Below are 23,329 nucleotides of genomic sequence, written 5' to 3' on the forward strand. Positions count from 1 at the left end.
GTTACACACAGCTCAAGAAGTATATTAGATATAAATAGGGCGCTATGATAGCGCCCTATTTATCCAATTAATGTTTCATCATTTTGCCGTGTTGTTTCATAATGATAGACATTAATTCTTCATGGTTAACCAGCTTCACTGATTCACCTTTTAAGCTAACAGAATCTATTGTGATCTGAGGGGCGTCGATAAATTTACGAGCAGATTTTGTAGTGAAAATATCCTTAGCTCTAACCTGAATATCTTCGTTCTTAGTTAAATTCAAACTCCAATATAATGCATCAGATTTTACAAAATTAGTGTCATCTGCTCCCGTTGAGTAATCATCATAAAACTGAAGTTCAAGCAAATGCTGACCAGGTTCAATGTCAATCTGTCCCTTATTAGCCACAGACTGGCCATCAACGGAAGTAAAAATAAGATAATCAGGTAATGTAATAGTAGCAGCCATTGAAACTGTGCTAGCTAAAGATAAAAGTGTAATTGCGATAAATTTTTTCATAAGAAACTCCAGAAGCTTTATGATGCTCATAAGTAAACGAGCAACGAAAATCTTTATAAATTAATAGTAAGTGATTAATTAAAATAAAGAATTAAGCAATTGGAGGGGGATTTTGACTTCCAAGCGAAGCCGGAGTTGATATCCATAAAGTTGAGTTAACTTTAGAACTTGTGAATAGAGCATTAACTAAATTTGAATCTGATAACAAAACAAATACATTAGCGACTGCATGGCAATGGCTAATACAGTGGCTTGAATCTTCGGGACAACAGTTATCAGTATCATCACAATCATTGTCCATCATAACTGAATGTGACATAGAGCTAGTTTGCATACTTGATTCAGACATTTCGCTAGACATAGCATTATTTGGCATTAATAACTGTATTATTAATGCTAATATAACTGCTAAATTTAACAAAATATTAGTCATGCAATTGTATCCAGTTGAATTATGCGATTAACCATAGCAAATTTTAAAATCAAATTCCATGACATAAGTCACAATCCTAGGTCTATTAAGATATTCAACTTACAATTATTAAACTATTCAATGAATCCTTACCCTGACATAACACTGGGGAGATGCAGACCTGGGCGGGATATGTGCTCTGTACTATGTAGATATGCCCAAGGGATATTGCAGAGAGCACAGGACTCAGGGCCACCGCATGAGTATTTTATTTGTAACCGAGCTACTAAATCCAGTCTTTAATACTACTTTAAGCATCGATGGATTCATCATGCATCGCTTTTGTTTTCTAACAATGCTTATCTTCGTCGGCTCTGCTCCTAACATATTCAAGCTCATATGATGCAGGCATGATAGATTTTCCGCCCCGTGAGCATTGTATATCAGACATACATCCTCACTCATACTGACATCAAGCACCCAGCGCATCGATTCTATGCCCTAATGTTCTCGAACGACTATCGCTGCTTGTTCGGCAATTAACGCCTCAGAACTAATATAATAACGATACTCCAGCTCGATTGGTTTTCCTTTCTCAAGGCGACAACTTTCAACCATAACGTTTTTTTAACCTTTTCCACTTTGAAAAGTCACCGACTAAGTTTTTACTATCAATAACATAGCGCTGGCGACATTCAGTTCCCCCATGACCGTGCTCAATTGCGGATTTGTCCGTATTGTTGGTTTACTTGAAACTGTTTGCTGGAACGGTATATGTACTGGCTCTGTACAAAGTTTTAAGTAAATGCAGCATTTTTAAAAAAAATACTCACATACAAGATCTTAACGTATCATCATTCCGTTTCAAAAACTTGATTTTGTTACTTTATCAAAATAAATACTGTCCATTAATCTGAGCTGAAGTAAGTGCAACAGTTTCTCTTATAGAGATTTCTGGTATATCGAGCTTGAGTAAGCCAACTTAATCACATCATACCGGATTGCAGCTAACGATCATCATTAGCTAGCTCATTATTGAAGAATATTACAGTGACTGGAACAAATTTTTATTATTACATTATTCACGTAAGTTAACTTAAACACGAAGCAATCTTTTAGCAGTGAAGGACTACTGATTACACATTAAAATTCATGTTATTAATAAACGCTCCAATATAATACATGTTGTTATTGGACCATATGTATTGTAGAAGTCCTTAAAATCAATACTCATAGCATATATGTACATAAATAACTCCTCCTAAGCCGTGCACATAGCCTGTTAAACAGTGAGGATGAAAAGTCTTTTATTTATCAGAATAAATAAACAGAGCGTTCTATTTTGCGCAGCAAAATACCATGTTGAAAATAAAATCCCATAAAGCGAATGATACTCTGCAGGGCCGGATTATACATGGGGTCCGCTTGGAAAACGGAAATTATCCCACGCTAAGACTATATTTTGTACAGCAGTGGAGAAGGATGAGAGACCAGCAGTTCATTAACAGGGACTCCTTTTTGCTTAAGCGGCTCAATGGTTCTTTCTATATAAACCGTATTCCAGAGTGTTATCGCCGCCGTATGTAGTGTCAGCGCCGGTGGCGTGGTAACGCTGATCCTCCCACCCCCAGATCCCTGATTTCATTCAGCCGGTGCATGAAGGATGCTCGCCCAAGGGCCTCACCCTTATTCAGCCCTGCCTGTATGCATCGGCCTAAGCCTTTATCGCAAAATCAGTCCAGCATAAACAGCGTCCGATCTCTGCAGAAAATCGCCCTCTGCGCTACGAGTTTGAACGCATTTACTCTGTTTATAGGTAACATTCGCTCCACGATATAATGATATCGGCAACGTATTCAGCATCCTGAGCATGAGTCAGAAGGTGATCCGCCTTACCCAACGAAATGAAACTCTTGGGATGCTTTGCTGCTTTGAATATTTTTTCGGCCTGCTCAATTAACACAGTATCATCTTCAGTCGCATGAAAAATAAGCAGAGGCTTGTTCATGGCGAACACCTTATGAGCGATTTTGTGTTCCTGAATATTGTCCAGCATCTGTTTCTTTAAGGTAAATACCCGCCCGGCCAGCTCAACGGGATAGGCTCCATGCTGGTTAATGTTTTCAACATCATCCTTAAAAAGACGTTTTACGTGTGTCAGTTCTCCGGGTGATCCTATGGTGACAACGGCCTTTGCCTCAGGAACTTCGCCGGCAATAGACAGAATGGCCGATCCCCCCAGGCTATGGCCGATGAGCAAAGAAGGCGCTTCGTACTGTCGGCGGAGATAATCTACCGCGCAAAGCAGGTCCGAAATATTGGATGAGAAGTTGGTGTTGGAAAAATCCCCTTCGCTGTTTCCCAGACCAGTAAAATCAAACCGGAGAACGGCGATAGCATTCTCTGTCAGTTTCCGCGCAATACGCGCCGCGCCTTTGAGGTCTTTGCCACACGTAAAACAATGAGCTAACAGGGGTCGCCTCAGAAAACGGAAAATAAAGCACGCTAAGCCCTTACTTACCCAGATGTTTGACTGTTCGTGGCACTTTCACCATGGCAATTGCAATTGCCCAACCCTTGCAAAATGCCGCACGCCTCTACAGATCGAGAGCCAGAACACTTCTCGCGCAAATCAACCAAGTGCCGTTTTAACTGCAACAGCGCGGATACACGCATTTCCACCTGTTGAATATGGGCCTCCAGCAGCGTGTTGACCTCCCCACAGTCCTGCATCGGGTTGTCTCGCAGACCCAGCAATGCGCGAATCTCGCTCAACGTCATCTCGAGCGAACGGCAATGACGGATGAATTGCAAGCGCTCAATGTGCGCCTCACCGTACAGCCGGAAGTTGCCACCGCTTCGCGCTGGCTTCGGCAGTAGCCCTTCCTTCTCGTAGTAGCGGATGGTCACGACCTCGCACCCAGAGCGCTTGGCGAGGTCGCCAATTCTGATTTCCATGCATCAATCTCCAATTATCACTTGACTCTATAGTGACTATAGAGATTTTAATGGAGGCTGAATAGAAGATTTTCAGGAGTTACTCATGAGCGAATGCGCTTCAAAGGGGTGTGGCTGCACGACTGAGCCGATCATCCAACCCACGGCACCGGCCCCGCTGGCAACCGGATCGGCTCAAGCGGTGTACCGCATCGAGAACATGGATTGCCCGACCGAAGAGGCGCTGATCCGAAGCAAACTGGCCGGTCTGGCGGGGGTGGCGGGTCTTGAATTCAACCTGATGCAACGTACCTTGGCCGTGCGACACGAATTGCCTTCGTTGTCTCCCGTCGAGCAGGCGCTGAAGGCCATCGGCATGCAAGCTGTGCGCATGGATCAGGCGTCGGCCGAGCAGACGACCAAGCTGTCCATTGCCAAGATGGATTGCCCGACCGAAGAGACGTTGATCCGCAACAAGCTCGGCACCGTGGCCGGTGTTGCTGATCTCGATTTCAACCTGATGCAGCGCACGCTGTCGGTACGCCATGCGAACCAGGTTCTGCCAGACGTGCTCGTGGCACTGCAAGCGCTTGGATTCGAGGCGCAGGTCGTGGACACGGCAGAGGTCGCATCTCCATCCGCCGCCCCTGTGACCACGCCGACCAACTGGTGGCCGCTGGGCATCTCCTTGGTCACTGCATCGGCGGCCGAGGCGGTCTACTGGCTCCACAACGGCAATCACTGGTCGGTTGTCGTTCTGGCGCTTGTCGCGGTCTTCACGGGTGGCCTCTCCACCTACAAGAAGGGGTGGATTGCGCTCAAGAACCGTAATCTCAACATGAACGCCCTCATGTCGATTGCGGTCACGGGTGCCATGTTGATCGGCCACTGGCCCGAAGCGGCAATGGTGATGGTACTGTTCGCGCTGGCCGAGGTAATCGAAGCCAAATCGCTGGATCGCGCTCGTAACGCTATCCGTGGCCTGCTCGACCTGACCCCGGAACAGGCCACGGTACAGCAGGCTGACGGCACATGGCGCGAGGTGGGCGCCAAGCAAATCACCATCGGCGCCCGCGTCCGGGTCAAACCAGGTGAGCGCATCGCCCTTGATGGTGAGGTGCTGGAAGGCCGCTCTGCCGTCAACCAAGCCCCGATCACGGGTGAAAGCCTCCCGGTCGAAAAATCCCCCGGTGATTCGGTGTTCGCTGGCACGATCAACGAATCCGGCTCGTTCGAGTACCGCGTCACCGCCTTGGCCAACAACTCCACTTTGGCCCGGATCATTCACGCGGTAGAGGCTGCGCAAGGTAGTCGTGCGCCGACTCAGCGTTTTGTCGATCAGTTCGCCCGCTGGTACACCCCCGTTGTATTCGGCGTTGCCATCGCCGTCGCGTTGTTGCCGCCGCTGTTCATGGGTGCGGCATGGCTCGACTGGATCTACCGTGCATTGGTTCTGCTGGTGGTCGCCTGCCCGTGCGCACTGGTGATCTCTACACCGGTCAGCATCGTCAGCGGCCTGGCCGCCGCCGCCCGCCACGGCATTCTCATCAAAGGTGGCGTCTATCTGGAAGAAGGCCGCAAGCTGCGCTGGCTGGCTCTGGACAAGACCGGCACGATCACGCACGGCAAGCCCGCACAGACCGACTTTGTCACATGGGGCAATGCACTCGCCTCGGACAGCCGCAGCATCGCTGCCAGTCTGGCGGCCCGCTCGGACCATCCTGTATCCAAGGCGGTGGCACTGGCCGCGCAGACGGACGGGGTTGCCTTGCTCGACGTGGCCGAATTCAACGCGCTGCCCGGTCGGGGTGTGCAGGGCCAAATCAACGGTGAAACCTACCATCTTGGCAACCAGCGGATGCTAGAAGAGCTGGGGCAGCGTACTCCCGAGCTGGAACAGCGCATCGCGGCGCTGGAAACCATGGGTAAAACTGTCGTGATGTTGGTCAGCGCAAAAGGGGTTCATGCCTTATTTGCCGTAGCGGACACCATCAAGGAAAGCAGCAGGAGCGCCATTGCCGAGCTTCATGCACTGGGCATCAACACCATGATGCTGACCGGCGACAACCCCCACACGGCACAGGCCATTGCCGCACAAGCCGGGATCGACCGTGCGCAAGGCAATCTGCTCCCAGACGACAAACTGCGCGAAGTTGAGCTACTGGCCATAAAGGGCAAGGTCGGCATGGTCGGTGATGGCATCAACGATGCCCCGGCCTTGGCGCGTGCGGACATCGGCTTTGCCATGGGAGCGGCTGGCACAGATACGGCCATCGAGACCGCTGACGTGGCCCTGATGGACGACAACCTGGGCAAGATTCCGACCTTCGTGCGCCTGTCGCGTGCGACGGCGCAGGTGCTGATGCAAAACATTGTGCTGGCCCTTGGCATCAAGGCAGTATTTCTGGTGCTGACCTTCACGGGTCAAGCGACCATGTGGATGGCGGTGTTTGCTGATATGGGGGCCAGCTTGCTCGTCGTTGGCAATGGCTTGAGGCTGTTGCGCAAATGAGCTGGAAATTCTTTCTCTACGACTGGGGTGGTCTGAACATCGCGTTGTTCCAAGCCATCAACATGAGCACACCTGCAGCGCTGGAACCGCTGGCATCGTTCTTCAACCTTGTGATAGGCAACTACTGGACTGCACCACTGATGCTCTTGGCGATGTGGGGATGGTCAAAGTCGGCACCTGACCCAACGCGGGCCGATGCCATCCGGTACAGACTCAGAGTCTTTAGCGTGGCCTTTGCGTTGGCATTTCTCGTCGCCACCATCTTGAAGCTATGGATCGACTTTCCACGCCCGCCTGCCGTTTTTGGCGACATGGTGCGCGTTATCGGGGGCATCGAACGACACTACAGCCTGCCCAGCGGGCATGCCACCTATGCCGCGCTGGTGGTCGGCGCGCTCTGGCCTTTGATAGGCCGTCGTGGCCGCATCGGCTTGGTGTTGTACGCCGCATTGGTCGGTTGGTCACGCATCGCAGCCGGAATGCACTTTCCTGCCGATGTGCTGGCGGGGTGGGTACTTGGATTGAGTTGCACGGCGCTCGCCGGGTGGCTGATGCCGCTGGCCGCCCCTGTGTGGCAATCGGCTCGCCGCACATCGACTTGGGTCTGGTTCGCAGTGGCCGCCAGTGCTGTCATGACCGATCAGCTCGCAAAGTTCGCCATCACCCGCACGTTTGCCTACGGTGAACAGGTCGAAGTCACGCCCTTCTTCAACTTCGTCCATGTCCTGAATCCCGGCGCGGCATTCAGCTTTCTGGCGAACGCTGGCGGCTGGCAACGTTACTTTTTCATCACGCTGGGCCTGGTCGTTTCTGCTTGGCTGGGACGCATGCTGTGCCAGCAATTGCCCCGTCTCGAAGCGATGGGATACAGCCTGATCCTCGGCGGTGCGCTGGGCAATGTCGCGGATCGTGTGCTGCGTGGACAGGTTGTTGATTTCCTTGACTTCCATTGGCGACTTGCGCACTGGCCCGCCTTCAACCTCGCTGATGTGGCGATAACTATCGGAGCGCTCTGCCTGTTCTTGACGGTTGTACCGAAAAGCAGTAAAGGCACAGAGGCCGAGGTGTCCGGTTAAGCTATACCCTAACCTGATGTCAGATGCCATGTGTAAATTGCGTCAGGATAGGATTGAATTTTGAATTTATTGACATATCTCGTTGAAGGTCATAGAGTCTTCCCTGACATTTTGCAGGGAATTCCATGACTGGACAGCGCATTGGGTATATCAGGGTCAGCACCTTCGACCAGAACCCGGAACGGCAACTGGAAGGCGTCAAGGTTGATCGCGCTTTTAGCGACAAGGCATCCGGCAAGGATGTCAAGCGTCCGCAACTGGAAGCGCTGATAAGCTTCGCCCGCACCGGCGACACCGTGGTGGTGCATAGCATGGATCGCCTGGCGCGCAATCTCGATGATTTGCGCCGGATCGTGCAAACGCTGACACAACGCGGCGTGCATATCGAATTCGTCAAGGAACACCTCAGTTTTACTGGCGAAGACTCTCCGATGGCGAACCTGATGCTCTCGGTGATGGGCGCGTTCGCCGAGTTCGAGCGCGCCCTGATCCGCGAGCGTCAGCGCGAGGGTATTGCGCTCGCCAAGCAACGCGGGGCTTACCGTGGCAGGAAGAAATCCCTGTCGTCTGAGCGTATTGCCGAACTGCGCCAACGTGTCGAGGCTGGCGAGCAAAAGACCAAGCTTGCTCGTGAATTCGGAATCAGTCGCGAAACCCTGTATCAATACTTGAGAACGGATCAGTAAATATGCCACGTCGTTCCATCCTGTCCGCCGCCGAGCGGGAAAGCCTGCTGGCGTTGCCGGACTCCAAGGACGACCTGATCCGACATTACACATTCAACGATACCGACCTCTCGATCATCCGACAGCGGCGCGGGCCAGCCAATCGGCTGGGCTTCGCGGTGCAGCTCTGTTACCTGCGCTTTCCCGGCGTCATCCTGGGCGTCGATGAACTACCGTTCCCGCCCTTGTTGAAGCTGGTCGCCGACCAGCTCAAGGTCGGCGTCGAAAGCTGGAACGAGTACGGCCAGCGGGAGCAGACCCGGCGCGAGCACCTGAGCGAGCTGCAAACCGTGTTCGGTTTCCGGCCCTTCACCATGAGCCATTACCGGCAGGCCGTCCAGATGCTGACCGAGCTGGCGATGCAAACCGACAAAGGCATCGTGCTGGCCAGCGCCTTGATCGGGCACCTGCGGCGGCAGTCGGTCATTCTGCCCGCCCTCAACGCCGTCGAGCGGGCGAGTGCCGAGGCGATCACCCGTGCTAACCGGCGCATCGCCGCCGCCTCGACGATCTGCTCAAGCGCCGGGACAACGGCAAGACGACCTGGTTGGCTTGGTTGCGCCAGTCTCCGGCCAAGCCAAATTCGCGGCATATGCTGGAACACATCGAACGCCTCAAGGCATGGCAGGCACTCGATCTGCCTACCGGCATCGAGCGGCTGGTTCACCAGAACCGCCTGCTCAAGATTGCCCGCGAGGGCGGCCAGATGACACCCGCCGACCTGGCCAAATTCGAGCCGCAACGGCGCTACGCCACTCTCGTGGCGCTGGCCACCGAGGGCATGGCCACCGTCACCGACGAAATCATCGACCTGCACGACCGCATCCTGGGTAAGCTGTTTAACGCTGCCAAGAATAAGCATCAGCAGCAGTTCCAGGCGTCAGGCAAGGCCATCAACGCCAAGGTACGTCTGTACGGGCGCATCGGTCAGGCGCTGATCGACGCCAAGCAATCAGGCCGCGATGCGTTTGCCGCCATCGAGGCCGTCATGTCCTGGGATTCCTTTGCCGAGAGCGTCACCGAGGCGCAGAAGCTCGCGCAACCCGATGACTTCGATTTCCTGCATCGCATCGGCGAGAGCTACGCCACCCTGCGCCGCTATGCACCGGAATTCCTTGCCGTGCTCAAGCTGCGGGCCGCGCCCGCCGCCAAAAACGTGCTTGATGCCATTGAGGTGCTGCGCGGCATGAACACCGACAACGCCCGCAAGCTGCCAGCCGATGCACCGACCGGCTTCATCAAGCCGCGCTGGCAGAAACTGGTGATGACCGACGCCGGCATCGACCGGCGCTACTACGAACTGTGCGCGCTGTCCGAGTTGAAGAACTCCCTGCGCTCGGGCGACATCTGGGTGCAGGGTTCACGCCAGTTCAAGGACTTCGAGGACTACCTGGTACCGCCCGAGAAGTTCACCAGCCTCAAGCAGTCCAGCGAATTGCCGCTGGCCGTGGCCACCGACTGCGAACAATATCTGCATGAGCGGCTGACGCTGCTGGAAGCACAACTTGCCACCGTCAACCGCATGGCGGCAGCCAACGACCTGCCGGATGCCATCATCACCGAGTCGGGCTTGAAGATCACGCCGCTGGATGCGGCGGTGCCCGACACCGCGCAGGCGCTGATAGACCAGACAGCCATGGTCCTGCCGCACGTCAAGATCACCGAACTGCTGCTCGAAGTCGATGAGTGGACGGGCTTCACCCGGCACTTCACGCACTTGAAATCGGGCGATCTGGCCAAGGACAAGAACCTGTTGTTGACCACGATCCTGGCCGACGCGATCAACCTGGGCCTGACCAAGATGGCCGAGTCCTGCCCCGGCACGACCTACGCGAAGCTCGCTTGGCTGCAAGCCTGGCATACCCGCGACGAAACGTACTCGACAGCGTTGGCTGAACTGGTCAACGCTCAGTTTCGGCATCCCTTTGCCGGGCACTGGGGCGATGGCACCACATCATCATCGGACGGACAGAATTTCCGAACCGCTAGCAAGGCAAAGAGCACGGGGCACATCAACCCAAAATATGGCAGCAGCCCAGGACGGACTTTCTACACCCACATCTCCGACCAATACGCGCCATTCCACACCAAGGTGGTCAATGTCGGCCTGCGCGACTCAACCTACGTGCTCGACGGCCTGCTGTACCACGAATCCGACCTGCGGATCGAGGAGCACTACACCGACACGGCGGGCTTCACCGATCACGTCTTCGCCCTGATGCACCTCTTGGGCTTCCGCTTCGCGCCGCGCATCCGCGACCTGGGCGACACCAAGCTCTACATCCCGAAGGGCGATGCCGCCTATGACGCGCTCAAGCCGATGATCGGCGGCACGCTCAACATCAAGCACGTCCGCGCCCATTGGGACAAAATCCTGCGGCTGGCCACCTCGATCAAGCAGGGCACGGTGACGGCCTCGCTGATGCTCAGGAAACTCGGCAGCTACCCGCGCCAGAACGGCTTGGCCGTCGCGCTGCGCGAGTTGGGCCGCATCGAGCGCACGCTGTTCATCCTCGACTGGCTGCAAAGCGTCGAGCTACGCCGCCGCGTGCATGCCGGGCTGAACAAGGGCGAGGCGCGCAATGCGCTGGCCCGTGCCGTGTTCTTCAACCGCCTTGGTGAAATCCGTGACCGCAGTTTCGAGCAGCAGCGCTACCGGGCCAGCGGCCTCAACCTGGTGACGGCGGCCATCGTGCTGTGGAACACGGTCTACCTGGAGCGTGCGGCGCATGCGTTGCGCGGCAATGGTCATGCCGTCGATGACTCGCTATTGCAGTACCTGTCGCCACTCGGCTGGGAGCACATCAACCTGACCGGTGATTACCTATGGCGCAGCAGCGCCAAGATCGGCGCGGGGAAGTTCAGGCCGCTACGGCCTCTGCAACCGGCTTAGCGTGCTTTATTTTCCGTTTTCTGAGACGACCCCTACACGCATTATTACCTGCATGTCCTCGAGTAAAACATTCAATCTGGCCGGGAATTTGTTGGCAAATATTATTATTCCGGATCCCGGTGTCAGAAGCGAGTGGCGTCTCAGACACGACGAGTTCATCTCTCCACTGAGCCTGGCAGCAAACAAAGCGGCGTGGAGTGAATGTGATGACTGGCTTGTCCATCTGAGGGAATATATTGACGGCAATTTCCAGTACCTGCACGACTATCTCAAAAGCTATTTACCCGAAACCAGGTTCTCGATCCCCGAAGGGACATATCTGGCCTGGATAGATATTAGCCGCTACCTGCCCGACACCGCAGGTGAGGATTTATCGCTGTATTTTGCCCGGGAGTCAGGGGTCCTTCTTGAAGGGGGCTTGCTGTTTGTCGACAATGGGGACGGATATATCCGGTTAAATCTGGCCTGCCCACGGAGTATGCTGACAGCAGGGATGAAAAGAATTTCACAGGTACTGCGGATACCGGCTCCTCATCGTGTATAACCCCTTTCTCTCTGGCCGTTTTGTCCTGTCAGGATGTCGTCAGAACCCGGCATAACACCCTGTGCCGGGAACACAAAAGGCACGGATGAACAGGTCGTGAATATTCTTAGTGAAGCCTGCTGATGACATGTCTGGCGACAAAAAAATGCCGCCCTTAAGGGGCGGCTTATGCCAGCGTCACGGGGTTATCGTCTGACCGCCATGATGCCCGCATCGACATCCCAGATAGCGCCCGTCACCCATGAGGTTTTGTCAGACAACAGGAAGAGAATAGTGTTTGCCACATCTTCGGCAGTTCCGACGCGTCCCAGCGGGTGGAAATCGTTCAGCGACTTCATAGCATCTGCGATATCCGCTTTGTCCATGAAGCCTTCGTATATCGGCGTATGAACAATCCCGGGAGACACCGCGTTGACACGAATACCCGCGCTGGCCAGCTCAATCGCCAGATTACGCGTCAGGGCATGCAGACCCGCTTTTGCCATTGAATAGGCCGAGGCCGGCGAGTCACCCAGTGCAGCCTGAGCACCAATCGAACCGACGTTGACGATAGACCCTTCGAGCTTCGCGGCGAGCATGTTCTTCACGACATCCTGTGTAATAAAGAACGTGGCTCGGTTCAGCGAAAGATACATGTCATAATCGGCAAAGCTGTGCTCGGTAAATCCTTTGGGCATGAAGATACCGGCGGCATTCACCATCAGGCTGATATCGCGATGGTGAGCATTAATTTCCTGACGGATAGTTTCCATACCTTCTTCGGTCATCAGGTTCGCCGCGATGACCGCAACCGGTCCCAGAGGGCTCAGTTCTTTTTGCACCGCTTCGGCTTTGTCTTTTTTATTCCCGGTCAGCACGACACTGCCGCCCGCTTCCAGTACCATGCGTGCCACGGCCAGGCCCATGCCGCTGGTACCGCCGACGACGAGCAGTTTTTTACCTTTGAAAAAAGTGTTCATTTTCTGACTCCATTACTGGTGGGTAAGACGTTGCCGGCAGCGTGAAACTGCCGGCGGTTGACGGATTAAATACTGCAGCCATCCGTTCCGCAGGTCTGACCCGCAGTGGCTGAAAATTCGGTTTGCTGTTCATCCCAGACCTGACGCAGGGCATTCAAAAAGTTATCTGCTGCCTGAGCCCCGCTGATGGCATATTTTTCGTTCATCACAAAAACCGGAACGCCGCTGAGGCCAATAGACTGTGCGTGGGCTTCATCGTCGGAAACGGTGGCGCGAAAATCGTCATTTTCCAGGGCGGCTTCAGCGTCAGCTTTAGGCATACCGGCTTCTACGGCCATGGCAACGAGCTGCTGACGGTCAAAGAGAGAGCGACCTTCGGTGATACTGCCATGATAAAAACGTTCTTCCACCGCGTCCGCAATTCCGGCCTTACGCGCGGCAACCAGCAGGGTGTGTGCATCTTCTGTATCACCAAACATCATGCCGTCGAAGTTGTAGATCAGACCTTCAGATTTACCGGCGGTGCCCACCTGATTCATCATCAGCTCCGCTGAATGCTGACTGCCCAGCTTTTTAACGATGGCATCCTTAAAAGGCATCGCGGGAGTACCACCGGCCAGACGGTAGCTGTGATGGCGGATCACCACCTGGTCGCGAAATTCAAAGCGATTCAGACCCTGTTCAAATCTTTTTTTAGCAATCCAGCACCACGGGCAGACCAAATCTGACCAGATATCGATGGTAAGGGTGGGTTTCAGCGTTTGCATAATGATTCCTCAAAGACGTTGGGCGGTCGGATCTCACTTATCAGAGAACCGCGACCGTATGGGATTTATTGCGCCTGCCAGACCGGGTAATCGGTATAGCCTTTTTCCGGGGAACCACTGACGCCGTAGTAGGTGGCGCGGTCACTTTCTGCCAGTGGCCAGCCGTTTTGCATTCTTTCAACCAGATCCGGGTTAGCGATGTAGGGCACACCAAATGCCACCAGATCCAGCTCATCATCTTCCAGAGCCTGCTCTGCGATATCACGGGTAAAACCGCCGGCAGCGATGATGGTGCCTTTAAACGTGTTGCGAAAACGGCGGCGGAAGCCTTCCGGAAGTGGCGCTTTGGTGTACACCGGCTGATAGTAAAGGTGTACGTAGGCCAGTTCCCGCTGACCGAGCGCGTCGGTGATGGCTGACCAGGTTTGCTCTTCACCTTCATACGGCGCGAGGTCATAAATGCGGCCGAACGGTGACAGGCGCACGGCAACGTGGCTGTTACCCACGGCTTCCGCCACGGCGTCAATGGTCTCCAGCAGGAAACGCTGACGATTTTCCACCGAGCCGCCGTATTCGTCGGTGCGGGTGTTCAGTTCGCTACTGAGGAACTGGTCAAAGATGAATCCGTTTGCCGCCATGATTTCCACGCCGTCAAAGCCGGCTTCCATCGCCAGGCGTGCGGAGTGCACGAAGTCTGCAGTGATGCGTTTAACTTCATGCGTTTCCAGCGCGCGTGGCTGGCTTGGTACAACCGGGCCCGGTTCTCCGGATTCGGTCAGCGCAAAAACGGTGGTATTGACCGCCTGAACGGTGCCCGCTGAAACCGGCGCTATGTGGCCTGGCTGAAGAGAGACGTGAGACATACGGCCGACGTGCCAGAGCTGCGCGAAAATACGGCCACCTTTGGCGTGAACCGCTTGTGTCACCTTACGCCAGCCCTGGACGTGTTCGTCGTTGTAGATACCAGGGGTATAAAGGTAACCCCGGCCTTCTTCTGAAACCGGCATCCCTTCGGTGATGAGCAGGCCAGCAGAAGCACGCTGTGCATAGTACAAAGCCACGACCTCATCCGGCACGTCATTCATGGTGCGGGTGCGGGTCATCGGTGCCATGACTACACGGTTTTTTAACGCCAGGCCAGACAGATTGTAGGGGGTGAAAAGCTTACTCATCGTATACCTCACAAAAAACAAAAAGGAGTATCCCGGCAGGGATTTGCACAGCCCGGCAGTATCATCGACTGGACGTCGCGCACTGGAGTTGCATAAACATCTGATGGGTGGCAATATACCACCCATCTAGTAGGTAGGTCAATGGGTGTGTCGTATTTTTTTGTCATAACGCAGCCATTTCTGAATTGTCACTCATTTTGCGAGGTCATCACCATGTGTACATTAACAGCTTATAACGAAGATAATTTCCGCCAGATAGAGCAGTACAAAGGAATATCGGTGGTACGTTTCTCTGCACCCTGGTGTCCGCCCTGTCAGGCCAGCGAAGAAATGTTCAGTCAGTTTGCAGACCGGCTCGATAGAGATATTCAGGTGGGGAAAGTCAATGTAGATCAGGCGCCGGTGCTGACAACCAAATACGAGATCTGGGGGCTGCCGTCTGTGCTGATATTTCATGAAGGGCAATTAGTTAAACGCATACCGGGTGTGAAACCTGCATCGGTATATGCTCAGGCTATTGCGGACATAAAAAAAGGGCAGTAATGCCCTTTTAACGTGGAATTTATTAATGCTTAACCGCGTGCCTGACCGACGGCATCCAGAGTGCGGGCTGAATAAATGACCGCCGCGCCAGCGTTGAGGTTAATCGCCACGCCCAGCGCTTCAGCAATTTCAGCGTCGGTTGCACCGGCTTTCACAGCGGCGTCGGCGTGAAAAGCAATACAGCCGTCGCAGCGGGTTGTGACTGCGCACGCCAGGGCAATGAGTTCACGCACTTTTGCGCCCAAAAGGTCAGTTTTGTTACCTGCGTTGCCCAGGGCAACCACGCCTTTCATGGTCTCGGGGGTCAGTTTGCCCAACTCGCCTAAACGTTGCATTAACTCTGAGCGATAGTTGTTCCAGTCCAGCATAGTGTCATTCTCCTGAATGAGGGGTATTAAGAAGCAGTTTTATATACTTAAGGCTGTTGGCGAAGACTTCGGGTCTGGCCGTTGCATGCGCCACTACGCTTGAGCCTTCACAGACATTAATGATCATCAAAGCAATATCTGATGGTTCGGCATGGGATGAAAACTCACCTGACTCCATGCCCGCCCTGACGACTTTTGTGAGCCACTCGATTTGCATATCGAAATAAAGTGATGTCTGTACAGTAATTGCCTGAGGCAGATTGGCGGTCTCTGCTGACAACGCACAACACAGTGGCAGTAGCGAAGCTTTATGACTTTGCGTGAAGATATCGATGTAAGCCACAATTCTTCTCTCCGCGCTTTTCTCAGTCGCCTCTATCTGCTCAAATATGCGTTGTGTATCAGAGAACGCCTGTATTACCACCTGCTCACCCAGAATATCTTTGGTCGGGAAATGGTGATGAATACTGGCCTTGGTGATACCCACTATTTTTGATAAATCAGCATAGCTGAATGCTGAATACCCTTTTTCGCGCATCAGGTGTTCTGCTTCGCTGAGCAGCCGTTCCCGTGTCATGGTTGTCATAATTACTCCATATAATCTACTAGTTGATAGATTATATTGTTGCTATTTTTCCGTAGCAAGTTGTATCACTGACTCAGTATCGTGCAGAGCTGAACGTCACTGCCATCCTGCATTCTGAATGGCAGCATTACATCTCTGACATCACGCCAGGCGTGTAATCATTTCAACCGGATTAGCCAGAGTATCGTGGATTGGCGAATTCTTTTGCATTTCGCTGACCAGCGCTTCTAACTCCTCGCGACTGGCGGTCTTGCTCGTAAGGTGAACATCGACGCGAATAGATTTCGCACCTTTACGCACGTTGCTGTCCAGCCCAAGGAAGCCGTTGAGGTTGATATCGAAATTAAGATCCAGCTCGATACCGTCCAGGTCGATCCCTTTTTCAGCAGCCATCATGGTAAGGGTGGCGGTATAACAGCCAGCCAGCGCCTGCATGATGTATTCAGTCGGGCTCATGCCGGTATCGGTGCCGAGTAAACCTGCGGGTTCATCACCGATATTAGAAAATTTCCCCACACGGCTGGTATCGATAACGCCGTTCTGGATTGTGGCGCCGGTCTCGGTGCGAACGGTTAATCCGCCGCTGGAACGGGCTTTCATCTGGAAAGTCAGGTTACCCAGGCCAGGCTGGCTGCGAACTGCTTCACGGGTATTGTGGATCGCAGCTGCGTCTGCAGAAGGTTTAACGGTAGTAGACATAATGGCTCCTGTAATTTCTTGATAAAAGGTATAGCTGGTGCAATCAGTACAAACCATCTAGTTGGTAGATTAATATCGCGAACCTCTTTTGTCTACTCTTTTATAAAAAATAGGGGGAAAAGAACCCAGCAGGCTGTTTTATTTCATAATAACCATTTGATTTTTTTATAATCTTCCCAGCCGCTCACTCTTGCAGCAATCCAGCCTTTACCCGAAGGATAGTCTGGCGGGTGGTATTAAATTCCCGGGCAATAGCACTGATACTGATGCCAGCATTTAGGCGCTCTGTCACTGTTTGCTTTTGTTCCTCGCTCAGGATGGGGGGGCGACCGAAGCGTTTTCCAGCCGCTTTTGCCCTCGCAATACCTGAATACGTTCGCTCAAGCAGCAAATCCCGCTCAAACTCCGCTACAGCAGAAATTACCTGCATAGTCATTTTTCCGGCCGGACTGGTCAAGTCAACGCCTCCGAGTGCGAGACAATGAACGCGAATATCTAAAGCCGCCAGTTGCTCTACTGTTTTTCGGATATCCATCGCATTACGACCCAGACGGTCAAGTTTGGTGACAATCAGTACATCCCCATTTTCCATGCGATCTAGCAACCGGATAAATCCGGGGCGTTCGCTGGCAGCAACCGAGCCACTGATATGCTCCTCAATAAGTCGTTGGGATCTGATGGCAAAACCCGCCGCTTCAATTTCACGACGCTGGTTTTCTGTGGTCTGTTCCAGAGTTGAGACCCTGCAGTAGGCAAAAACACGTGACATGGGAAACTTTCCGTACGAAATGGATGTCCGAATTATAACGTGTGTCCGAAATTAATTTCACTAAGTTTCGGACATGTGCTGTAAGTGGTGTACGAAACCGACCGGTTTCGGTCACAGCGAACAAATAACAGATGAAAACTATACGCGAGGGAGGCATTTATGCCACGGCGACAGATACTGAGCAGCGAAGAGCAGGAACGCTTACTGGTTATACCAGATGATGAAATTATTCTGACCCGAATGTGTTTTCTGAACGAACTGGATATTGCGCTCATTAATAAGCACCGAAGGCCAGCGAATCGCCTGGGCTTTGCTGTATTACTCTGTTATCTGCGTGGACCTGGATTTATTCCGGACAAAAGCAGTGCTCCTCACAATGGCGTTGTATCCAGGGTTGCTTCCCGACTGAAACTTCAGCCTGATTTATGGCCGGAATATGCATCCAGAGAGCAAACCCGCTGGGAACATCTGACCGAACTTTATCGCTACCTGGAACTATCCCCGTTCAGCCGGTCAATGCAAAAAGACTGTATCCGTCATCTGCACCCCTATGCCATGCGAACTGACAAAGGATTTATGCTGGCGGAAGAAATGCTCAGCTGGCTACATAACAATAATGTTATTTTCCCTTCTGTTGAAGTGATCGAACGGACGCTTGCCGAAGTCGTCACGCTCGCTAACAGATCGGTATTTTCGACACTTACCGCGCAACTGGAAAAGCAGCATAAATCAGCACTCGACAGCCTGCTCATATCAGAGGGTGAACAACCTTCCCGTCTGGCATGGCTGCTACAGCCTCCGGGTAAAATAAACGGTAAAAATGTGCTGCAACATATCGACCGGCTTAATTCCATCGCTGCGCTGGGGTTGCCTGATGGTATTGCACTTTCCGTTCACCAGAACAGGTTGCTTAAACTGGCGCGTGAGGGCCGGAAAATGAGCAGCAGGGACCTGGCAAAATTCACCGATGTCAGACGTTACGCTACGCTGGTTTGTATAATAACAGAGGCCAGGGCCACCCTGACTGACGAAGTGATTGATCTGCACGAGCGTATCCTGGGTAGTCTGTTCAGCAGGGCAAAACGCACGCAGGCCGAACGGCTCCAGCAAACGGGAAAGCTTATTCAGAGCAAGCTGAAGCAGTACGTTACCGTCGGGCAGGCGTTACTTAACGCCAGACAATCCGGGGAAGATCCCTGGACTGCAATAGAAGATGTCCTTCCCTGGCAGGAATTCATCAACAGCGTGGAAGAAACGCGGTTTCTTTCCCGTAAGGGCAATTTCGACGCGCTTCATCTGATCACCGAAAAATACAGTACGTTGCGTAAATATGCCCCGCGTATGCTGTCAGCATTGCAGTTCATGGCGACACCTGCGGCGCAGGCGCTCAGCGATGCGCTGGACACCATAACGGAAATGTACCGTAAACAACTTCGTAAAGTGCCGCCATCAGCGCCAACAGGGTTTATCCCTGAAAGCTGGCGAAAACTGGTGCTCACGCCTTCAGGCATCGACCGCAAGTACTACGAGTTTTGCGTACTGAATGAACTCAAGGGTGCATTACGTTCCGGTGATATCTGGGTAAAAGGATCGCGCCGCTACAAAAATTTTGATGATTATCTCATCCCGACTGCTGAGTTTGAGAAATCCCGACATAATGACCAGTTACAGTTGGCCGTTCAGACCGATAGCCAGGCATACCTTCAGGCCCGTATGACTCTTCTTGCATCTCGGCTGGAAGAAGTTAACGCGATGGCGCTTGCCGGTGATTTGCCCGATGTAGATATCTCAGATAAAGGCGTAAAAATCACTCCACTGGAGAACAGCGTTCCTTCAGGTGTTTCGCCCTTTGCAGATTTGGTCTATGGCATGCTTCCCCATCCGAAAATTACGGAGATACTGGAAGAAGTTGATAGCTGGACGGGATTTACGCGTCACTTCGCGCACCTCAAAAATAATAACGTCAGACCAAAAGACGGAAGACTGTTGCTGACCACCATTCTGGCTGACGGCATCAACCTTGGGCTGACAAAAATGGCGGAATCCTGCCCTGGGGCCACAAGATCGTCACTCGAAGGTATTCAGGCATGGTACATCAGGGATGAAACTTATTCAGCGGCACTGGCCGAGCTGGTCAACGCACAGAAAGAGCGGCCTCTGGCCGCATTCTGGGGCGACGGGACAACATCGTCGTCAGACGGGCAGAACTTTCGGGTAGGCAGTCACGGACGTTATGCCGGTCAGGTCAATCTTAAATATGGTCAGGAGCCGGGCGTGCAGATTTATACGCATATCTCAGACCAATACAGCCCGTTCTACGCCAAAGTGATCAGCCGGGTGCGCGACTCAACCCACGTGCTTGATGGCCTGCTGTACCATGAAAGCGATCTGGAAATTACCGAGCATTACACCGATACCGCAGGCTTCACTGAACATGTTTTCGCCCTGATGCACCTGCTGGGATTCGCTTTTGCGCCAAGGATCCGTGATCTTCATGACAAGCGGCTGTTTATTCATGGAAAGGCCGAGCGCTATCCGGGGCTTCAGTCTGTCATATCAACAACCTGCCTGAATATCAAAGACATTGAGTCGCACTGGGATGAGGTATTGCGCCTGGCAACCTCGATTAAGCAGGGGACAGTCACCGCATCACTGATGATGAAAAAGTTAGCCAGTTACCCAAAACAGAATGGACTTGCCAAAGCGCTGAGAGAGATTGGCCGCATCGAACGGACACTATTTATGCTGGACTGGTTCCGTGATCCCGGTCTGCGCCGACGCGTGCAGGCGGGGCTGAATAAGGGTGAGGCCCGTAATGCCCTTGCGCGAGCGGTCTTTTTGCACCGTCTGGGTGAAATAAGGGATCGTGGGCTGGAGAATCAGAGTTATCGCGCCAGCGGGCTGACATTACTGACAGCAGCGATCACGTTGTGGAACACGGTATATATAGAAAGAGCTATTGAGTCACTAAAACGAAAGGGTATCCCGATAAATGAGCAACTGGTCTCTCATCTTTCTCCCCTGGGCTGGGAACATATCAATCTGAGTGGAGATTACGTCTGGCGTAATAATCTTAAGCTGGGATCCGGAAAATACCGCTCATTACGTACAGTCGATACCGCTTTGTACAAAAAACAGTCTTAGCGTGGGATAATTTCCGTTTTCCAAGCGGACCCCTACATTGTTAAATTGGTTAACAAACCTATCCAGTCGAACGAATTTCATTCGATTATGGATGATTTATATCAATCAATAATCTCGCATTAAGTCGACTTAAGAACAAAATAGCTAAATGTTAACAGAATTTACAAAGCATAATCTCACCCTGTGATACTCTGTGAGTTAGGGAGATATTTATGCCCGAACATGGATAAATGCAGCGTGTAACAACATCGGTGCAAAGGCAGCTTGCTAGCCACCTTTGGTTGACGAGCTAAGCGTGTAGCGAGATGTTATCACGTGAACCAGACTAGGCAAGTCTGATTCACTGAGCTAAAAAAATAATGATACAGGCACACCAAAGCGCTGACTGAGTGCTTCTATGTGGTGTCTATTAAGCTTCTTTCCTTCTGCGGGGCGTTGTTGCCTAAATGAATGAACCTTCCGTCTCAGATGCGATCAGATCCTGTGAATACCACGCAGGAACCGCTATCAGATGGGCAAATCTAAATCTCGCATTACCAATTGGCCGGAATATAACAAGGCGTTGACCAACCGAGGCTCACTGACTTTTTGGATAGACGAGCACGCGCTCAACCTCTGGTGTCACACTGAACACCATGGTGGTCGAGGTCGGGGATTTCAATACAGTGACACGGCGATAGAAACCGCCTTAATGCTCAAAGGTTTGTTTAATCTCCCCTTGCGAGCACTAGAAGGTTTTCTCAACTCAGTGTTTAGTTTGATGAGTCTGCAATTAACTTCACCTGGTTACAGCTGCATCAGCAAGCGGGCAAAGACAGTCAAAGTTAACTACCGCCCCCCTTGCCGAGGCGCGATTGCTCACTTAGTTGTCGATGCCACAGGACTGAAAGTATATGGCGAAGGTGAATGGAAAATGCGTAAACATGGTAAGGAAAAACGCCGAACTTGGCGTAAGTTGCACCTTGCGATAGATGCGGCCACACATGAAGTCATCGCAGCCGAAGTCAGTTTAGAGAGTGTGGCAGATAGTGAGGTTCTCCCAACGTTATTAAACCCACTAAGGCGCAAGGTAAAACAAGTGTCAGCTGACGGTGCTTATGACACCAAAAAATGTCATAAGCTGCTGAAACGCAGAGGGTGTAAACCTACGATACCGCCGCGAAAAAATGCAGGTTATTGGGAAGAAGGTCATCCCAGAAACGAGGCCGTCAGCGCTCTGAAAAGTGATGAACTCAAACAATGGAAACAAGAGAATGACTATCACCAACGCTCCCTGTCAGAAACAGCTATGTATCGTTACAAGCAACTGATTAGCCCGAAATTGAGCCTGCAGGACTACAACGGCCAAGTCGGCGAGGCACTGGCTGGTGTGAAAGTGATGAACAAAGTCATAGGACTGGGTATGCCTATTCGCCAGAGGGTCAATTAATACCAGGAACCCTTTTAGGAAAAGGCATACCTAAGATTGATTTAGGCAACAACGCCCTTATCAGATGTTGCTCTTCACTTCTAATATTTCAAATAAAAACTGTGCCTTCCCTTTTTGACCGCTCGCCGCGGGATACACCGAAAATTTAACGACTCCCGAAGTAGCCACCGGGTTTAACGTTACCGTTTGACCTGGCTTTACCACTTGACCAAGTACCTGAACACTTATTTCTGCGTCAGTGCGTAACGTAAATAAAGCATCTTGCGGTCCCGAAGCGAGCTGGCTTTCAACTGTTCTCAGATCATTAATGACGACTTCACTGACAGGTTTGTCTGCAGAGCTAGCTAAATCCCTAGATACTGCAAGAGTGGTTAATGAGCCTACATTTACTATGTTAGGCGGCTGATAAGTAAAGCTCTTGCTACTAACGCCTTGGTTGCCAAAAACGTCGGTAGCTTTCACCGTTAAAGTATAAATCTCACCGGATGTAAGTGATGGGAAAAGCCTTGGATATTGCAATGAATACACGTTATTGCCTTTACTTACAGTGGCCAAATAAACCGTGTCGTTAGCTGAACCGCCGGAGATAATAACACTATCGATGGTGTAGCTTGATTCATCTGCAATGGACACTACCAAGTCATCTAGCCCGACAATTTCATTGAATACTGCACTACCGGAATTGGTAATGCTTATTGTTGGTGTGGCGTTTTCTACTTTGAATGTTTGAAGCGGGGACACAGTGGTAGGCCCGTGATTCTCGACCATCTCTAATTCTAGTGAATGGTTTCCAGTCGGCAGAGAATTTAAGTTAAAGACGTATTCCCAATTAACACCGTTGCGAATTGAACTAATAGGGTTTAAATATTTTGTACCATATTTAATTCTAGCGGCCTTCATGACTAACCTTTCAAACCAACTGCCTGCACCCGGTAGATAAACAAATGCAGTAAGAGTGTTAGTTGTCGTATCAACTTTAAAACTGGTCATTTGCGGGTATTGAGCATCGTTATAGGTTGATTCGCCGTAGCTGTAATTCGCGTAAAGTGTTCCCATCGGCAGCAGGGGCTGATCATACTCGATCGCTTTTTATGCATAACCCTTAAAAACAATGAGATAAGAAATAGCTTGATTGATCCCGCCAATGTGATCAAATAGGTCACTTTTTCTTTGTCTTTTGACCTATATATGCTCAAACATCTCGATAACATTGCTGATTGCCGTTCCCATATAAATCAAGAACATGATGTCATTGACATCTGTTTTCTTGTGCTTAGTGCCGTCATCTCAGG

19 protein-coding genes and 3 pseudogenes are annotated in these 23,329 nt (G+C 51.9%); 8 read left to right on the forward strand and 14 right to left on the reverse strand.

Features of this window, described 5'->3' with window-relative positions; genetic code table 11:
* Positions 1–67: 67 nt before the first annotated feature.
* The 6 genes and pseudogenes from L5M71_RS21565 to cadR all read right to left on the reverse strand — a co-directional run bounded on the left by L5M71_RS21565 (position 68) and on the right by cadR (position 3,872).
* Positions 68–502, reverse strand: a complete 435-nt coding sequence (locus tag L5M71_RS21565; RefSeq protein WP_037425979.1) for a DUF2057 family protein — start codon at positions 500–502, stop codon at positions 68–70.
* A 91-nt stretch (positions 503–593) separates the two neighbouring features.
* On the reverse strand, positions 594–935 hold the full coding sequence (locus tag L5M71_RS21570; protein ID WP_083848295.1) for a hypothetical protein: 342 nt from the start codon (positions 933–935) through the stop codon (positions 594–596).
* A gap of 225 nt (positions 936–1,160) precedes the next feature.
* Positions 1,161–1,632: pseudogene (locus L5M71_RS21575) on the reverse strand (ISAs1 family transposase); the annotation flags it as partial.
* Positions 1,633–2,384: 752 nt separating this feature from the next.
* Positions 2,385–2,698, reverse strand: a pseudogene (locus L5M71_RS21580) (Tn3 family transposase); the annotation flags it as partial.
* Positions 2,699–2,724: 26 nt separating this feature from the next.
* Positions 2,725–3,441, reverse strand: a complete 717-nt coding sequence (locus tag L5M71_RS21585) for an alpha/beta hydrolase (RefSeq protein ID WP_317630059.1) — start codon at positions 3,439–3,441, stop codon at positions 2,725–2,727.
* A complete protein-coding gene (gene cadR, locus L5M71_RS21590; protein ID WP_011638890.1) occupies positions 3,432–3,872 on the reverse strand; it encodes a Cd(II)/Pb(II)-responsive transcriptional regulator in 441 nt (146 codons plus the stop codon). The genes L5M71_RS21585 and cadR overlap by 10 nt, the downstream gene beginning before the upstream one ends.
* A gap of 85 nt (positions 3,873–3,957) precedes the next feature.
* Between cadR and L5M71_RS21595 the strand changes: the two genes are divergently transcribed.
* The 5 genes and pseudogenes from L5M71_RS21595 (at position 3,958) to L5M71_RS21615 (ending at position 11,601) form a co-directional block, all read left to right on the forward strand.
* Entirely contained in the window at positions 3,958–6,363 is a 2,406-nt protein-coding gene (locus L5M71_RS21595; protein ID WP_037427629.1) for a heavy metal translocating P-type ATPase, read from the forward strand.
* A complete protein-coding gene (gene lspA, locus L5M71_RS21600) occupies positions 6,360–7,439 on the forward strand; it encodes a signal peptidase II (protein ID WP_011638892.1) in 1,080 nt (359 codons plus the stop codon). The genes L5M71_RS21595 and lspA overlap by 4 nt, the downstream gene beginning before the upstream one ends.
* Positions 7,440–7,564: 125 nt before the next feature.
* Entirely contained in the window at positions 7,565–8,125 is a 561-nt protein-coding gene (locus L5M71_RS21605) for a recombinase family protein (protein ID WP_000147567.1), read from the forward strand.
* A 2-nt stretch (positions 8,126–8,127) separates the two neighbouring features.
* Positions 8,128–11,057 (forward strand): annotated as a pseudogene (locus L5M71_RS21610) (Tn3-like element TnAs3 family transposase).
* A gap of 1 nt (position 11,058) precedes the next feature.
* On the forward strand, positions 11,059–11,601 hold the full coding sequence (locus L5M71_RS21615) for an aminotransferase class I/II-fold pyridoxal phosphate-dependent enzyme (RefSeq protein WP_263209702.1): 543 nt from the start codon (positions 11,059–11,061) through the stop codon (positions 11,599–11,601).
* Between the two features lie 185 nt (positions 11,602–11,786).
* On the opposite strand, the gene L5M71_RS21620 is transcribed toward L5M71_RS21615, so the two are convergent.
* From L5M71_RS21620 to L5M71_RS21630, 3 genes are all read right to left on the reverse strand, one after another.
* A complete protein-coding gene (locus L5M71_RS21620; RefSeq protein ID WP_004729618.1) occupies positions 11,787–12,560 on the reverse strand; it encodes an SDR family NAD(P)-dependent oxidoreductase in 774 nt (257 codons plus the stop codon).
* A 65-nt stretch (positions 12,561–12,625) separates the two neighbouring features.
* Positions 12,626–13,327, reverse strand: coding sequence for a DsbA family oxidoreductase (locus tag L5M71_RS21625; protein WP_001194072.1), 702 nt, complete (start codon positions 13,325–13,327; stop codon positions 12,626–12,628).
* 65 nt (positions 13,328–13,392) lie between these two features.
* Entirely contained in the window at positions 13,393–14,499 is a 1,107-nt protein-coding gene (locus L5M71_RS21630; RefSeq protein ID WP_006687059.1) for an alkene reductase, read from the reverse strand.
* A 213-nt stretch (positions 14,500–14,712) separates the two neighbouring features.
* Between L5M71_RS21630 and L5M71_RS21635 the strand changes: the two genes are divergently transcribed.
* Positions 14,713–15,042 (forward strand): thioredoxin family protein, encoded by a 330-nt coding sequence (locus L5M71_RS21635; protein WP_263209705.1) that lies wholly within the window; start codon positions 14,713–14,715, stop codon positions 15,040–15,042.
* A 29-nt stretch (positions 15,043–15,071) separates the two neighbouring features.
* Here L5M71_RS21635 and L5M71_RS21640 read toward each other — a convergent pair whose 3' ends face one another.
* The 4 genes from L5M71_RS21640 to L5M71_RS21655 form a co-directional block, all read right to left on the reverse strand.
* Entirely contained in the window at positions 15,072–15,410 is a 339-nt protein-coding gene (locus L5M71_RS21640) for a carboxymuconolactone decarboxylase family protein (protein WP_000888080.1), read from the reverse strand.
* A 4-nt stretch (positions 15,411–15,414) separates the two neighbouring features.
* The gene (locus L5M71_RS21645; protein ID WP_263209708.1) at positions 15,415–15,996 is read right to left on the reverse strand and encodes a TetR/AcrR family transcriptional regulator; all 582 of its coding nucleotides are present in this window, start codon (positions 15,994–15,996) and stop codon (positions 15,415–15,417) included.
* A 141-nt stretch (positions 15,997–16,137) separates the two neighbouring features.
* A complete protein-coding gene (locus L5M71_RS21650) occupies positions 16,138–16,695 on the reverse strand; it encodes an OsmC family protein (protein ID WP_000108589.1) in 558 nt (185 codons plus the stop codon).
* A 184-nt stretch (positions 16,696–16,879) separates the two neighbouring features.
* The gene (locus tag L5M71_RS21655; protein ID WP_012695450.1) at positions 16,880–17,464 is read right to left on the reverse strand and encodes a recombinase family protein; all 585 of its coding nucleotides are present in this window, start codon (positions 17,462–17,464) and stop codon (positions 16,880–16,882) included.
* Positions 17,465–17,623: 159 nt separating this feature from the next.
* On the opposite strand from L5M71_RS21655, the gene L5M71_RS21660 reads away from it, so the two are divergent.
* Both L5M71_RS21660 and L5M71_RS21665 read left to right on the forward strand, forming a co-directional pair.
* Positions 17,624–20,608, forward strand: coding sequence for a Tn3 family transposase (locus tag L5M71_RS21660; protein ID WP_263209711.1), 2,985 nt, complete (start codon positions 17,624–17,626; stop codon positions 20,606–20,608).
* Between the two features lie 511 nt (positions 20,609–21,119).
* Positions 21,120–22,037 carry an IS5-like element ISSpu16 family transposase gene (locus tag L5M71_RS21665; RefSeq protein ID WP_263209713.1) on the forward strand — a complete coding sequence of 306 codons (918 nt, stop codon included), beginning with the start codon at positions 21,120–21,122 and terminating at the stop codon, positions 22,035–22,037.
* A 60-nt stretch (positions 22,038–22,097) separates the two neighbouring features.
* Here the strand turns inward: L5M71_RS21665 and L5M71_RS21670 are convergent, their stop codons facing one another.
* On the reverse strand, positions 22,098–23,093 hold the full coding sequence (locus L5M71_RS21670) for an Ig-like domain-containing protein (RefSeq protein WP_263209715.1): 996 nt from the start codon (positions 23,091–23,093) through the stop codon (positions 22,098–22,100).
* Positions 23,094–23,329: the final 236 nt, after the last annotated feature.

The sequence above is a fragment of the Shewanella sp. SW1 genome, from assembly GCF_025653545.1.
Taxonomy (GTDB): domain Bacteria; phylum Pseudomonadota; class Gammaproteobacteria; order Enterobacterales; family Shewanellaceae; genus Shewanella; species Shewanella oncorhynchi.

Coding starts and splice junctions, on each gene's coding strand:
- L5M71_RS21650 (WP_000108589.1), bottom strand. CDS start 16,695: ATGTCTACTACCGTTAAACCTTCTGCAGACGCAGCTGCGATCCACAAT.
- L5M71_RS21645 (WP_263209708.1), bottom strand. CDS start 15,996: ATGACAACCATGACACGGGAACGGCTGCTCAGCGAAGCAGAACACCTG.
- cadR (WP_011638890.1), bottom strand. CDS start 3,872: ATGGAAATCAGAATTGGCGACCTCGCCAAGCGCTCTGGGTGCGAGGTC.
- L5M71_RS21660 (WP_263209711.1), top strand. CDS start 17,624: ATGCCACGGCGACAGATACTGAGCAGCGAAGAGCAGGAACGCTTACTG.
- L5M71_RS21595 (WP_037427629.1), top strand. CDS start 3,958: ATGAGCGAATGCGCTTCAAAGGGGTGTGGCTGCACGACTGAGCCGATC.
- L5M71_RS21635 (WP_263209705.1), top strand. CDS start 14,713: ATGTGTACATTAACAGCTTATAACGAAGATAATTTCCGCCAGATAGAG.
- lspA (WP_011638892.1), top strand. CDS start 6,360: ATGAGCTGGAAATTCTTTCTCTACGACTGGGGTGGTCTGAACATCGCG.
- L5M71_RS21630 (WP_006687059.1), bottom strand. CDS start 14,499: ATGAGTAAGCTTTTCACCCCCTACAATCTGTCTGGCCTGGCGTTAAAA.
- L5M71_RS21565 (WP_037425979.1), bottom strand. CDS start 502: ATGAAAAAATTTATCGCAATTACACTTTTATCTTTAGCTAGCACAGTT.
- L5M71_RS21640 (WP_000888080.1), bottom strand. CDS start 15,410: ATGCTGGACTGGAACAACTATCGCTCAGAGTTAATGCAACGTTTAGGC.
- L5M71_RS21625 (WP_001194072.1), bottom strand. CDS start 13,327: ATGCAAACGCTGAAACCCACCCTTACCATCGATATCTGGTCAGATTTG.
- L5M71_RS21665 (WP_263209713.1), top strand. CDS start 21,120: ATGGGCAAATCTAAATCTCGCATTACCAATTGGCCGGAATATAACAAG.
- L5M71_RS21655 (WP_012695450.1), bottom strand. CDS start 17,464: ATGTCACGTGTTTTTGCCTACTGCAGGGTCTCAACTCTGGAACAGACC.
- L5M71_RS21570 (WP_083848295.1), bottom strand. CDS start 935: ATGACTAATATTTTGTTAAATTTAGCAGTTATATTAGCATTAATAATA.
- L5M71_RS21670 (WP_263209715.1), bottom strand. CDS start 23,093: ATGGGAACACTTTACGCGAATTACAGCTACGGCGAATCAACCTATAAC.
- L5M71_RS21620 (WP_004729618.1), bottom strand. CDS start 12,560: ATGAACACTTTTTTCAAAGGTAAAAAACTGCTCGTCGTCGGCGGTACC.
- L5M71_RS21605 (WP_000147567.1), top strand. CDS start 7,565: ATGACTGGACAGCGCATTGGGTATATCAGGGTCAGCACCTTCGACCAG.